The following is a 14,318-nucleotide window of genomic DNA, read 5'->3' as shown; positions in this document are numbered from 1 at the left end:
CCTGTAGAGGGGGTTTTGACGTGGTCTTTGGCTATTTTAATAATATGCTTCCTATTTTTTTACGGTCTGGTATAGTCTACTAAAAGAACTATATTGCGTTTATACAATAGGTACAACACTAGCCCATTAACCTCTTTTTGATGCCCGAACTCAGCGTTGATATAACAAATTGCGATCAGGAACCCATTCATATTCTGGGACATATTCAGTCACATGGATACCTGATTGCCATTTCGCCCGATACGTATACCATAATTCATGCCAGTGCAAACATGGCTGAATTGATTGGTCAACCCGTACAGGGCATTCTTGGAAAACCACTTGATACGTTACTTAGCAAAACAGATCTGCCGAAAGCTACGCTTATTGAGTTGTTAAATGTAGGGCACCGTAACAATTCATGGGCTACCATTAATCCGTATCGATTGCAAATAAATGGCAAACCCTGGAATCTGGTTGGGCACGAATACAATGGGTTTATTTTGTTAGAATGGGAACCTGTTGATTCGCTATCTCATGAAGCTATGAATCAGCGGCTAATTACCGAGGCCCTGACAGAAGTTCAGTCGAGTCGGCAATTGATGGATTTACTTCAGAACACCGCCCGGCGCGTAAAAGACATAATTGGCTTCGACCGGGTGATGGTGTACCGATTTAGCTCAGACTGGCATGGACAGGTCGTTGCCGAAGAGAAAGAGCCAGAACTAGAGCCTTTTCTTGGCTTACATTATCCCGCATCTGATATTCCTCGACAGGCACGCGAACTCTATAAGAAAAACATGATTCGTCTGATTGCCGATGTCAACAGTACGCCGTCACCAATCTTATCGAGTCCTATCTGGCCCGATGATCAGCCGCTCGATCTCACGCATTCTACGCTACGGGCAGTATCGCCTGTTCATATTGAGTATTTGAAAAATATGGGCGTTCAGGCGTCCATGAGTATATCACTGCTATATCGTGGCGAATTGTGGGGGCTCATGTCGTGCCACCACAATTCGCCCCGTTTTGTCGATTATTCGGCCCGTCAAAATGCGAAATTCGTTAGCCAGTTGCTTTCTGCTGCGCTTGAATTTCGACGCGATACCGAAGATCAGACTATTCGCCAGCAAAGCCTGCAAAAAGGGCAAATGCTTCATGAACAATTACTGGCCGATGAGGACGTAGTGCGGGCGCTTACCCGGCATAACGTAACGGCATTAGATATTACATCGGGAGCAGGAGCCGTATTGGTATTTAACAACCACCAATATCGTTTAGGCAATGTACCAAGCGATGCAGAAATCGTTCAACTGGCCGACTGGCTCAAAACGACAGATACTGAAACCTTTCTGGAAACTTCGCAACTGTCGAAGCTGTATGCGCCTGCCGAATCCTTTAGCTCGACTGGGGCGGGTATGCTGGCCATTGTGTTGTCGAAAGAACTGAACGAATACCTATTCTGGTTTAAACCCGAACAAATTCAGCAGGTTACTTGGGCGGGCAATCCAGAAAAGCCTATGACCATCACCGATGATGACCAGATTCGGCTAAGCCCTCGTAAAAGCTTTAGCGCCTGGACTCAATTGGTACGTCATACGTCTGATCCGTGGAGTGAAACCGACGTAGCGGCTGCTGTAAAATTACGCGAAGATATCTTGCAGATCGTAACGCGGCAGGCAAACGAAGTTCGGTTGCTGAACCAGAAGCTTCAGGCTGCCTATGAGGAACTGGATGCGTTCAGCTATACCGTATCACATGATTTGCGGACACCTCTTTCGTCGATTCGCTGTTATTCCGAGATTCTGCTGGAAGAATATGGGGAAGAATTTAATCCCGATGCGAAGCTGTTATTTCAGAAAATAATAGACTCGACCGACCGGATGCGGGCACTTATCCGGCACATCCTGTTCTATTCGCGCATGGGCCGTACCGATATCAATGCCGAACATGTGGATATGCAAAAACTTCTCGGAGAGATTCGGGAAGAGATTATGGTTGCCGAAAAAGATCGTTCACTACATATTGAATTTAGCGATACGCCTGCCATTGACGCCGACCCAACTATGGCACTTCAACTGTTTACCAACTTATTATCGAACGCGGCTAAATACACCCGTAACACGAAAGATGCGCAGATTAAGGTTAAAGGCGAACGTAACGAACAGGAGGTTATTTATTCCATAAGCGATAATGGCATTGGGTTTGATATGAAAGAGGCTGCCCGTATGTTCGATTTGTTTAAACGACTGGAAAATGCCCGTTCCTTTAAAGGAAGTGGTGTTGGACTGGCCATTGTTAAACGTATCGTGAATCGACACCAAGGGAGGGTGTGGTACCAAAGCGAACCAAACAGGGGAGCTACTTTTTTTGTTTCATTCCCAATTGTTCCTATTGAAGTGTAAACATAGAGTTTAGTAGCAAAATCTTTGAATTTCAGGCCTAACCGTAGCTCTGAACATAAAATAAATACTTGTTAATTCGTTATCCGAACGAACAGTAACAACGAACATTTAGCGATTTTTCTATCCCATGGTTGATATAGTCTATGTTGAAGATAATCCGGATGATGCCGATATCTTCACCCGATTAATAAGCAAGTTAGAGAAGCCTATTTCATATACTATTTTAGGAAGTGGTTCCGAAGCTATTGATTATCTGACGGGGAAAGGCCGGCAAAAAAAGAACACGTTGCCTAAACTTTTATTGCTCGATTTGAATCTGGTTGGGCTTAGTGGCTTTGATGTAATCCGAAATTTACGCGCTGTTGATCATACGCGCTGGCTTCCGATTGTAACGTTCAGCACCTCCGATAGTCCTAATGACATTCGGGAGGCTTATGCTGCAGGAATCAACGCGTATATAGTAAAACCGGGCAACTATCAGGCAACACGGCTATTACTCCAACGGCTTTGCCAGTTCTGGCTCGAAAACAACACTTTGCATTCCCATTCATGACCTCTTTGCTGGAACGACTTAAAATTGAAACACGCCCGCTTCACGAAGAAACCGAACAACTACTGTATTCGGATTCATTGAGGAATGGTACGTTATCGGCTGAAAATTACCAACACTTATTACGTACCCATCTAGCCTTTCATAAGGCTCTGGAAGAAGAGATAGACCTATACCCTGATTTCTTTCAGGATTATGCGCCAGATACGCGCCGAAAAACTCCCTGGTTAGTAGCCGATTTGAGCATTTTCACCGAAAACCAGATACTGGCTGATTCCGTTTTTGCCGATTGGACACCTGAAGCGTTGCTGGGTGCTACGTATGTAGGAGAAGGTTCTATGCTTGGCGGAAAAACAGTTTGGCACTACCTTCAACAAAGTCCAGATTTGAGGCCGCTTTTATCCGATGCCCGTTTTTATCAAGGATATGGAGCCGAAACCGGTCTGAAATGGCGTGATTTTGGCGTTTTTCTGACAAATCGGGAGGGGGATCAGGCCGATCAGATTGTTGAAGGGGCTCGGCAGGCATTTCGTACGTATCAACATTTATTCCAATGGACTTCCGAGCAGTAAGCTTTTTTTCTCTGGTTGCGTTTATTTCGCTGACGATTCGAATTGCATCTCCGCTGACTCCCAGCATTGGCTCGGTCGAAGAAAATATGCATCGAGCACCTGCTTCATTAGTAACCGGGGCCGATCGTACGGATCAGTACGTATCCTTTCTGAAAGGCAAACGGGTAGCAATGGTTGTCAATCCAACGTCAATTATTGGAGATAAGCCCAGCGTCGATAGCCTGATTCAGCTTGGTGTTCAGATTGTAAAGGTTTTCGGGCCAGAACACGGCTTTCGTGGAAATGCCAGCAATGGAACTAAAGTCGATGACAGTGTAGACCCTAAAACGGGCATACCGATCATCTCGCTCTATGGTAAAAACCGCAAACCTTCGGCCCAACAACTGGCCGATGTAGACGTAGTGATTTACGATATTCAGGACGTGGGGGCTCGCTTCTATACCTATATCAATACGTTGAGCCATGTGATGGAAGCCTGCGCCGAAAACAAAAAACAGTTGCTGATTCTAGACCGACCCAATCCAAATGGTTATTGTGTAGATGGGCCGATTCTGGAAGATCGTTTGCGGTCAGGGATCGGTATGTTTCGGATTCCTATAACACATGGCATGACGATTGGTGAATTTGCGCAGATGATCAACGGAGAAGGCTGGCTGCCCAATAAACAAAAATGTAAACTACGTATCGTTAAGGTGGCTCATTACACGCACGATACGCCTTACATATTGCCGGTTGCACCTTCGCCTAACCTGAATACGGCCCAATCGATAGTGCTTTACCCAAGTGTTTGCCTGTTCGAAGGAACAATTATCAGCCAGGGTAGGGGAACCTATTTCCCATTTACTGTTTTAGGCGCACCTGCACTGAAAGGCAATTATGAATTCTCGTTTACACCCATCAGCATAAAGGGAATGAAAGAAGCACCGTTGCATCAGGATACCGAATGCTATGGGCTCGATTTGCGAAAGTACGACACCGATCAACTTCGTAAGTCAGAAAAGCTGAACCTGAACTGGCTGATGGAGCTTTACAAAGCTTACCCGGATAAGGCCCGGTTTTTTGATGCGAGTCAAAGTAAAGAGATTAATGATTTTAATAAATTAGCTGGTAACAGTTTATTAAAACAGCAAATTATCGACGGTGTAAGCGAAGCCGAAATCCGCAAAAGCTGGGAGCCCGGTTTGTCGAATTATAAGAAGATGCGCAAAAAATACCTGCTTTATCCGTAGCGATTTTTTTACATATCGTGTCTTGAAAACCTCCTCCAGTTAAACTGGAGGAGGTTTTTTTATAGTGAACGTAGCAAAATAACTACGTAGTCAGGCCGTCGTAGGTCGGTAAGTAAATTTTAAAAACCGACCCAATTCCGGGTTGGCTGGTTACGTCGATTGCCCCGCCGTAACTTTCAACAACTCGCTGGCAAATGGCGAGTCCGATACCGGTACCGCTGTAGGATTTTGTGTCGTGCAATCGTTGGAAAGGATTGAAAATACGGTCTTTGTACTTTTCATCGAAACCAATTCCATTGTCGGAAACAGTAATGAGCCAGAACGAGTCAGGACGATGTTGAAGAGTGGGTGGCAGTTGTGTTGGCTGACTGAGTTGGGCGCGGATGACAATAAGAGGAGGTTGGTCTGGTTTGGCAAATTTCAGCGCGTTGGCAATCAGATTCTGTAGTAACTGACCATATCGGGATGAACTGCCTAACAAGGTTGGGAGTTTAGCTGCATCGATTTTGGCTTGCCTTTCAGAAATTGCAATTTCCAGATCACCGATTACATCCGTTACAACAGTCGACAAATTAACGGGCACGGGTGCATCACGGTTAGTAGCTATCTGCGAATAAGTAAGCAAATCTTTTACCAGCATCTGCATACGATGCGCCGACTTTTGAATTCGACGTATCATATCGCGCTCGCCATCTGCCAGATTGTCAAGAAACTGGTTCAGGAGTACATCGCTGAATGTCTGAATTTTACGTAGCGGTTCCTGAAGGTCGTGGCTGGCGATCTGCGCAAACTGACGCAGATTCTCGTTACTATGCCGAAGATCAGTATTACTACGTAATAGTTCCTCCGACTGTTGTTGCGCAAGGGTTTCCTGCCGTTTACTGGTCTGAACTGCCTCCTGAAGGGCTTGTGTTCGTTCAGCTACGAGTCTTTCTAACTCCTGCTGTTGCCAGTAGTTTTCGGTTACGTCGATTACAGTACCAATAAAAATATTGGCCTTTCCTGTCTGATCGAAAAAGGCCCGACCATTGGCTCGAATCCAGCGCAATTGCCCATCCTGAATGCCAATCGTGCGATAGTTGATATTATACCGGCCAGTACTGCCGGGGCGGAGTGCTTCCTGTACGACCTGATCCGTAATGTCGCGATCATCAGGATGTAAACCACTCAGAAATACGTCATAGTCAATTTTTGCGTCAGGTGGTAAACCAAACAAAGCTTTACATCGATTGTCCCAAATCAATTCACCCGTCATCGGATTAAAATCCCATGTGCCCACCTGTGCGGCTTCAATAATAAGTTTTAAACGTTCCGACTCCTGAGTCGAACTACCAGACAGATTGATGGATGAATCAATTTCGTTCACGTTGATCTTTAGGATACCGTAGCTATTTATTTACAAGTGCGTTGGAGAAAGTTAGGGTTTTCGGTCTTCTCCATTCGCAAAATACGAACATGACGTTTCAGTAACACGTTTTTTGAAGAATAAAATCTATTGATCTAGCTGACTAATGGGTTAGTTTTGTATTAATCATTGCCACAATTTTGTCGAAATCATCTCTATCTGATACGTAGTCGATCGAGTCGGCATTTAGAATCAGTAGTGGCCCCAATTCATAATTTTCCGCAAATTCTTCGTAGAGCTGATTTAGCGCGCTTAAGTACGTATCACTAATGCTTTGTTCATAAGATCGACCCCGTTTCTGGATTCGCTGACGTAGTTTAGGTAAGCTCGCCCGCAGATAAATCATCAAATCTGGTGGACGTACGAGACTCGTCAGATTCTCGAACACTTGCTGATACGTGCCATAATCCCGTTCACTCATGTTGCCATTTTGATAAAGATTTCGGGCGAATATAGCCGCATCTTCATAGATCGTCCGATCCTGCACCATCGTATGGGGTTGGGTAGCTATAGATTGGGCAGCTTGCCGACTGTCGATGACTTTTTTCATCTGGGCGAACCGGCTGTTCAGGAAATAAATCTGAAGGTTAAACGACCATCGGGGCATATCTTCGTAAAAATCAGCGAGATAAGGATTTCCTTCAACCGCTTCGTAAAGAACTTCCCAGCCATAATGAGCGGCCAGCATTTCGGCCAATGTCGTTTTCCCTGCTCCAATATTTCCCGTTATGGCAATGTGCATGACGTAGTGAACGAATAATGATAACTGAAAATGCGAAATTGAGATTTGGCCAGAATAGATGGACATTTTTGGGCCGTTACCTGTTCTCTATCTGCATATCCGCCGACTATTCTTTAACGACTGCCGACTAATCACTGTTTTGAGTTAATTTTGTAAATATAAATAAGACGTAGTAACCGCAGCAATTGTATGGCACCGGCTACTACCGCTTTGCGCTTGATATTATGAAACCGTACCGTGTTCTTTTATACTATATCTATTCGCCCATCGAAAACCCGGAGGCCTATCGGGAAGAGCATCACCTGTTGTGTCTGAATCTGAATCTGCTCGGACGTATCATCGTGGCTCCTGAAGGACTCAACGGAACCGTTTCGGGATTGACTGCCGATTGTGAGGCTTACATGGAAACGCTACGTAACGATCCACGTTTTGCCGGAATCGAATTTAAGCTAGATGAGTCGGACGGACATACGTTTCAAAAACTGCATGTGCGGGTAAAATCCGAAATTGTTCACTCTGAGTTTCCCGTCAATCCGTTAATAGAAACTGGTATTCACCTCGAACCTGAGGAGTTTCGAAAACTCAAGAACGATGACGACGTAGTGCTGGTTGATATGCGCTCGAATTACGAACACGCTGTTGGTAAATTCAAAGGAGCCATTACGTTCGATATGGACAACCTGCGCGAGTTGCCCGATCATATTGCTGAAATCGAACACCTGAAAGGTTCCGGTAAGAAAATTGTTACGTATTGTACCGGTGGAATCAAATGCGAAAAAGCGTCGGCTTATTTATTATCGCAGGGATTTGAAAATGTGTATCAGCTTCACGGCGGCATCATCAAATACGGGATGGAATCCGGTGGCGAAGATTTCGATGGCGAGTGTTACGTATTCGACAATCGCGTAACGGTGCCTGTCAATCACGTTAATCCGGCAGTGGTTTCAACCTGTTTTCGTTGTGGAACGCCTACCAGTCGGATGATCAACTGCTCTAGTCCAACCTGCAACAATCACGTCACCATGTGCGAAACCTGCGGTCACGATCATCAGGGCACGTGCACCGACGATTGTAAAAACGATCCGAACCTCCGGGCATACGATGGCTCAGGCTATTACGGAAAAATAACACAGAATTACACTCCGCTACTCGGTTTTAAAACCCGACAGGGACAGAAAACAGACGTGAGCCTGTAGTCGATTTATGGTAAGGTGACTTTCTTTAAAGAGACACCAGCAGACTTAGGCAAATTAGCTGCGTAGGTTAGTTGGGTGTCGCTCATCCAATCAAGTCGGCTTTCATAATAAATAGCTTCGTCAGGGCCCGTAATCTGCCGAAGTTTACCCGTTTGCATATCCATAAGCCAGATGGCTTTATAACCTGCCCGATTACTCACAAAGGCTATCTGTTGGCCATTGGGCGAAAAAGCAGGTTGTTCATCTTGCCATCGTGAGGATAATAGAGGTTGAGCTGTTTCGCCTTTTATGGGCATTTTCATTAAATTAAATGCTACACTTGTCGGTTCATTATTCATTTCTATACGTTCCTGAGAAAACACAATAAATTGATCGTCGGGAGTCCAGTCGATTTGATAGCTTGGGCCGATATTTTTCGGAGTGTTCAGCCAGGTGGTTTTGCCGTCGATCAAGGAGCGTATTGTTATTATATTACGAGCAGAAACATAAGCCAGCGAGTGACCATCATGCGACCATTCGACCGAAAAAATAGTATTCGGCGTATCTAGTAATATTATCTCACCTGTGTCGAGAGATTCAATAAAGAGTTGTGCTATGTAGCTTGTATTGTTTACCGTTCCGACATAAGCAACGTAACGGCCATCAGGTGAGAGAACGGGATTGCTGGCACCTTTTTTTAATTTACGTATGCTGCCATCCTTGCGCCTGATAATCATGCCATCTGTTGTCGAATAAATCAAATCAGCCCCACTCCAGGCCCCATAAGTAGTATTTAGCGTATCGTTGGGGAATAATATATCCGATATACCCAACTGACCAATGTTGGTTGTTGCTACGTTCGATTCGCTGCCATTAAGGTGGCGATGAATGGCCTTTATCTTTACATAAATAGTTCTGCTATTTAGTTGATTCTGTACTGAATACGTCTGTATGGTACCGTCGAGTGTTGCGATTTTCTTAAACTCATTATCTACATCTTCAGAAATGTAAACCTCATACTGCTCTGGCGGCACTGGTAGTGGCCCACCATGCATTCCTTCTTCAAAGTGAAATACAGGAGCCCATTTCAAGGAAACCCCATTTTGGAAAGGCTCGACACGTAGCCATAACGGTTTTACATAGCCATCGGGGCTGGGGGATGACTCTTTACAGCCAACCCCAACGCATAACAGGAAGCAAAGTAGTAGTACGTTTTTCATGGTTAACTATAGCTAGGTTTTTCGTTATCTAGAGTTATGACTCTAAGTAAGTTAAATGGGTTGTAATACTTACTTTTTTATAGCCAATTTCCTTTTACGTTATCCATGCGTCATTACCTACACAATACGTCCATCAATATTGTGTGCCAAAAGTGTATTCTGAATGTTGTGCGAATTGCGGTTTAGTATGTTAATCTAAAGATGCGTATTCCGTTGAAGATAAGCCGAAAGAACAGGCGGCAATACGTATAAACTTATAGTGGTACTGGAACCGACAGAGAGTTTGGTCGGTGGCCGAAAATAACGTCTGGCGAAAAGAGAGCATGCTGAGTAAATCAATTTACGACCTAACGAGGTCAAAGATAACCCAACATGCTCAATTGAAATTAGCTTTCCCAACTATCGAGCCCCAGCAGTTTACGGCCCAGTTCTGAGAGTTCGGCGGTTTGATGACGTTCTTTTTCCCAGTTGCGCGGATCACCGGGAAAGGCATAACCTTCGGGTGCCTGCCGGTCGCGCCAGGACGTAATGCGCCATTGACGTAGTGCTTCGTTTTCTTCCTGAGCGGGCATCATCGAAATATATTGGGCAATACGTACCTTATCGGTAGATAGGTTTGGGCGAATACCGTGTGGTTGTGTACTGTTAAAAATCAGCAGATCGCCCGCTTCCATTTTCACTTTCACGAAATCAAATCCGGTTGTATCAGGTTTGAAGCGATTTCGGTCGGCGGGTTGGGTCAGTTTCCAGGTGTCGTATGTCCGGTATAATTCCGGAATGCACTGAAAACCACCCATATTTTCGTCGGTCTGGTCGGCCAGAGCCAATACGCCCTGCACATTCTGCGGACGAGTTTCCGGGTCGTAATCCCAATGAATAAACCCTTTGAACTCATGCCCCGGTCGAACCGGGAAATTCAGATTCGCCCGGTCGATGGTAACCCATAGTTTTTCGGTACCCCAAATGTCGACGAAAGCATCATAGATACGTTGCTGCTGCCGGTTATCCCATTCATACTGATGATTATATAATTCGACCATGCCGCTGTTGGTCAGTTCTTTCATCTGCATCTCGGCCCTTGGTGGTGCATACCATGTAGCAGCATCCTTCGGATCTTTTTCTTCAAACTCCCATAGGAAGTTCGCTAACCGTTCTGCCTGCTCTTTTGGTACAGCCTGTTTTATGATGATATAGCCGTTGTGTTTCCAGAAAGCCCAATCTGCTTCCGATAACACACGTAACGGCTGCCCGTTCGAGCGGTCATTGAGGGAAATTTTACTGCTAGTTGCCGTTGACGGATTGCCCGGAATGTCTTTGTGCGCATTGTCAGGCACCATAGTCGGAACCATCGTGGGTTGTATCGTTTCCATATGTTTAGGATTTTTCAGCTATTTTGTTGAAACAAAGTTAGGGTAATGTAGCATCTCATTTCCACACCGATACTGCTCATTTTTTGCACTATATTGTTGTAATGCTACGTAGTGAAAGCTATATTTATAAATAATGCACAAATTTTGTGACTCATATTACCTGAATGCTACGTTCAGTACGTTCGCCTTTAGAATCTCATGAATTTGTATGAAGATTGCGTTTGAGGAAATAAGCCCCGATGCCAACAGCTCGTTTCATATCCTGGAAACGCCCCGGCTGAGCGATGTTTTTCTATGGCATTACCACCCCGAATACGAGATTGTATACATAACCGGAGCCAACGGAACCCGGCATGTGGGCGATCATATTTCGCGGTACGAAGGCAGCGACTTGGTATTTATCGGCCCTAATATTCCGCACCTGAATTTTGATTATGGTGTGCGAACCGACCATCGAAAAGTAGTTGTTCAACTGAAAGAATCGTTTCTGGGCGATCAGCTTTGGAAAGCGCCTGAATTTGCGGCCATCGCGCAACTGTTTGAGCTGGCTCGAACCGGCATTTCGTTTCATGGCGAAACCAAGCGACGTATCGGTGAGCAACTCGAAACATTGCCCAACCTGCCGCCTTTCGAGCGATTGATGACCTTACTGACTATTTTTCAGCAACTGGCGATAAGTTCCGAACGCACCATTCTTCATGGAAAACCCGTCAGTGCTACGTACAAACTGAAAGAACAGCAGCGGCTTCGACGTGTATATCAGTTTATCGAAGAAAATTACCAACGACAACTTACCATTGATGAAGTTGCCGACGTAGCAAATCTGACAAAAGCGGCTTTCTGTCATTATTTCAAACGGATGACCCATCTGACGTTCACGCAGTTTCTGAATCAATATCGTGTTCATCAGGCGCAGCAACTGTTACTGCTCGATAGTAACGTAACGGAAGCCTGCTTTGCCAGCGGTTTCGAAAGTCTATCGTATTTCAACAAGATTTTCCGGCGTGTTACGGGTGAAAATCCGCTTCAGTTTAAAAAGAAACACTACGTCTGAACGTATCAATAGAATCGACCTCAACATAAATTTCATCTACGCTTCGTTCGTATTTGCGTAGTATTGCAGGATAAAGGTCGGAACTCGCCAGTCAGTGGTCTACAGGAAAAACAAGGCTACTGAGTGATAACGATCGACCAGTAACGTATCGATTAGTTTTATGTCAGACCAGAAACCGCTGATTTTAGTAACGAACGACGATGGCATTACAGCCTACGGAATTCGGACGTTAGTTGAACTGATGAAACAACTCGGAACGGTAGTTGTTGTAGCGCCCAACAGCCCGCAGTCGGGTATGGGACACGCTATTACAATTGCCAATCCAATCCGACTTTATCCAACCGATTTATACGGCGACGTACCCGCCTATGAATGCTCCGGTACGCCTGCCGATTGTGTGAAACTGGCTAAACACCACGTACTGAAAGATCGAGCTCCGGATTTGGTGGTCAGTGGCATCAATCATGGCAGTAATTCGGCAATCAGTATTTTGTATTCGGGTACGATGTCTGCCGCTATTGAGGCTGCCATTGAAGGTATTCCGGCGATTGGCTTTTCGCTGAACGATTTCACGCGGCAACCTGATTTTTCGCATACGCACGAACATATCCTGTCCATTGCTCGTAATGTATTAGAGAAGGGCATCAAACCCGGTACGGCCCTAAATGTGAATTTTCCGGCGCGTGGTGCTGAACCGTTGCAGGGGATTCGTATCTGTCGGCAGGCTAATGCCAAATGGCAGGAAGTATTCGATGAACGGCGCGACCCACATGGCCGTCGTTATTTCTGGCTGGCTGGCGATTTTGTCAATTTCGATACCCACGCCGAAGATACCGACGAGTACGCACTGGCCAACAACTATACATCGGTTGTGCCCTGTCAGTATGATCTGACGGCCTACAGCATGATGGACGAATTGAAAAACTGGAAACTTTAAGTATGTAGGATGTATGATATAGGATGTATAATGTATGATGGACAAAGGGGGCTTACATCCTATATCATACATCCTATATCATACATCCTATATTATACAGCAACGCATGGCTCTCTTAGGAAGTTTGCTAAAAAACGGTATTCGACTAACGAATGTCGTTCGCTTGCGGAAAGTAAATCCGCTACGTCAACAACGAAAAACTTTTCGTAAACTGGTTCAGAAAGCGCAGTTTACGGATTTTGGAACAACGTATCGTTTCGGTGATTTGCTACGTGCCGTCGAGTTTGGCACCGAGCGCGAATACTACGAAAAGTACAAAGAATTTGTTCCTATTCATGATTATAACAAGATGTTCGACGGCTGGTGGAAACGCACACTGGCCAACGAACGTAACGTTACGTGGCCCGGTCGGGTGAAATATTTTGCCTTAAGCTCTGGTACGTCCGAAGCGGCTTCGAAATACATTCCGGTCACTAAGGCCATGTCGAAGGCAATTCAGCGGACAAGTATTCGCCAGATACTCACGCTTGGCAAATACCAGAACCTACCGTCAACGCTCTACGAAAAAGGGTACCTGATGCTTGGGGGCAGTACCGAACTCAGCGTGCGCGAAGGCCATTTCGAAGGTGATTTGAGTGGTATTACGGCAAGTCAGATTCCATTCTGGTTTCAGCGATTTTACAAGCCCGGTAAAGAAATTGCGCAGGAACGTGATTGGGCATTAAAGCTTGACGAAATTACCGAACAGGCAGCAAACTGGGACATTGGCTACGTAGTGGGAGTTCCGGCATGGATTCAGTTGCTGATGGAAAAAATCATTGCCCGCTACAACGTAAAAACTATTCACGATATCTGGCCTAATCTGATGGTATTCTGTCATGGTGGCGTATCGTTTGAACCGTATCGGGCGGGTTTCGAGAAGTTGCTGGCGCATCCGATCACATATATCGAGACGTATCTGGCTTCCGAAGGCTTTATTGCGTATCAGACGCATCCGAATGCCGAAGGAATGCAACTAGTGTTGAACAACGGGCTATTTTTTGAATTTATTCCGTTCAACGAAAAAAACTTCTCGTCGGATGGTGAACTGACCGAAAATCCGGAAACCCTGATGATTGATCAGGTAGAAGAAGGTAAAGAATACGCGCTGCTGCTGTCGACCTGTTCGGGGGCGTGGCGGTATCTGATTGGTGATACCATTCGATTTGTCAATAAAAGTCAGGCTGAAATTGTCATTACCGGACGTACCAAGCATTTTCTGAGCCTTTGCGGAGAACACCTCTCGGTCGATAATATGAACAAGGCCATTGAAATGGTTTCAGATGAACTGAGCGTTTCGATACGTGAGTTTACGGTAGCTGGTGTGGCACATGATACGTTGTTTGCCCATAACTGGTACATTGGCACCGACGACAAAGTTGATGCGACCGACTTCCGCGACCGACTTGACAACAAGCTTAAAGAATTGAACGACGATTACGCCGTTGAACGTAGACACGCCCTGAAAAACATTACCGTAACTGTTCTTCCCGCTAATACCTTTTATGATTGGATGAAATCAAAAGGAAAGATGGGGGGGCAGCATAAATTTCCCCGCGTACTGAAAAAAGGATTGATTCAGGAGTGGGAGAAGTTTTTAAAGAGCGAATGAGTGAAAGAGCGCAAGTGTGTCACACTTGC

Annotated in this window: 12 protein-coding genes; 8 read left to right on the top strand and 4 right to left on the bottom strand. The window is 45.4% G+C overall.

Annotation, left to right across the window (positions count from 1 at the left end; translation table 11 throughout):
* The first annotated feature begins 140 nt into the window (after window positions 1–140).
* From ACYVD4_RS16985 to ACYVD4_RS16970, 4 genes are all read left to right on the top strand, one after another.
* Entirely contained in the window at window positions 141–2,384 is a 2,244-nt protein-coding gene (locus ACYVD4_RS16985) for an ATP-binding protein (protein WP_460947801.1), read from the top strand.
* 127 nt (window positions 2,385–2,511) lie between these two features.
* Complete coding sequence (locus ACYVD4_RS16980; RefSeq protein WP_460947799.1) at window positions 2,512–2,937, top strand: response regulator; 426 nt, start codon at window positions 2,512–2,514, stop codon at window positions 2,935–2,937.
* Window positions 2,934–3,506, top strand: a complete 573-nt coding sequence (locus tag ACYVD4_RS16975; protein ID WP_460947797.1) for a biliverdin-producing heme oxygenase — start codon at window positions 2,934–2,936, stop codon at window positions 3,504–3,506. The genes ACYVD4_RS16980 and ACYVD4_RS16975 overlap by 4 nt, the downstream gene beginning before the upstream one ends.
* On the top strand, window positions 3,488–4,735 hold the full coding sequence (locus tag ACYVD4_RS16970) for an exo-beta-N-acetylmuramidase NamZ family protein (protein ID WP_460947795.1): 1,248 nt from the start codon (window positions 3,488–3,490) through the stop codon (window positions 4,733–4,735). The genes ACYVD4_RS16975 and ACYVD4_RS16970 overlap by 19 nt, the downstream gene beginning before the upstream one ends.
* An 82-nt stretch (window positions 4,736–4,817) precedes the next feature.
* Here ACYVD4_RS16970 and ACYVD4_RS16965 read toward each other — a convergent pair whose 3' ends face one another.
* Both ACYVD4_RS16965 and ACYVD4_RS16960 read right to left on the bottom strand, forming a co-directional pair.
* Window positions 4,818–6,101, bottom strand: coding sequence for a sensor histidine kinase (locus ACYVD4_RS16965; RefSeq protein WP_460947793.1), 1,284 nt, complete (start codon window positions 6,099–6,101; stop codon window positions 4,818–4,820).
* Window positions 6,102–6,243: 142 nt separating this feature from the next.
* Window positions 6,244–6,882, bottom strand: a complete 639-nt coding sequence (locus tag ACYVD4_RS16960) for a deoxynucleoside kinase (RefSeq protein WP_460948607.1) — start codon at window positions 6,880–6,882, stop codon at window positions 6,244–6,246.
* Between the two features lie 224 nt (window positions 6,883–7,106).
* On the opposite strand from ACYVD4_RS16960, the gene trhO reads away from it, so the two are divergent.
* Entirely contained in the window at window positions 7,107–8,078 is a 972-nt protein-coding gene (gene trhO, locus ACYVD4_RS16955) for an oxygen-dependent tRNA uridine(34) hydroxylase TrhO (protein WP_460947791.1), read from the top strand.
* 5 nt (window positions 8,079–8,083) lie between these two features.
* Here trhO and ACYVD4_RS16950 read toward each other — a convergent pair whose 3' ends face one another.
* Window positions 8,084–9,277 (bottom strand): hypothetical protein, encoded by a 1,194-nt coding sequence (locus tag ACYVD4_RS16950; protein ID WP_460947789.1) that lies wholly within the window; start codon window positions 9,275–9,277, stop codon window positions 8,084–8,086.
* A gap of 386 nt (window positions 9,278–9,663) precedes the next feature.
* Window positions 9,664–10,647: a phytanoyl-CoA dioxygenase family protein gene (locus tag ACYVD4_RS16945; protein ID WP_460947787.1), complete on the bottom strand. Its 984-nt coding sequence runs from the start codon at window positions 10,645–10,647 to the stop codon at window positions 9,664–9,666.
* A gap of 208 nt (window positions 10,648–10,855) precedes the next feature.
* Between ACYVD4_RS16945 and ACYVD4_RS16940 the strand changes: the two genes are divergently transcribed.
* The 3 genes from ACYVD4_RS16940 (at window position 10,856) to ACYVD4_RS16930 (ending at window position 14,289) form a co-directional block, all read left to right on the top strand.
* On the top strand, window positions 10,856–11,701 hold the full coding sequence (locus ACYVD4_RS16940) for an AraC family transcriptional regulator (RefSeq protein WP_460947785.1): 846 nt from the start codon (window positions 10,856–10,858) through the stop codon (window positions 11,699–11,701).
* 160 nt (window positions 11,702–11,861) lie between these two features.
* On the top strand, window positions 11,862–12,638 hold the full coding sequence (gene surE, locus ACYVD4_RS16935) for a 5'/3'-nucleotidase SurE (RefSeq protein ID WP_460947783.1): 777 nt from the start codon (window positions 11,862–11,864) through the stop codon (window positions 12,636–12,638).
* Between the two features lie 106 nt (window positions 12,639–12,744).
* Window positions 12,745–14,289 (top strand): GH3 family acyl-acid amido synthetase, encoded by a 1,545-nt coding sequence (locus ACYVD4_RS16930; protein ID WP_460947781.1) that lies wholly within the window; start codon window positions 12,745–12,747, stop codon window positions 14,287–14,289.
* Window positions 14,290–14,318: the final 29 nt, after the last annotated feature.

Source organism: Spirosoma daeguense, assembly GCF_054776875.1.
The sequence above is the reverse complement of the archived record's forward strand: the minus strand, read 5'-3'. Positions and strand labels throughout refer to the sequence as shown.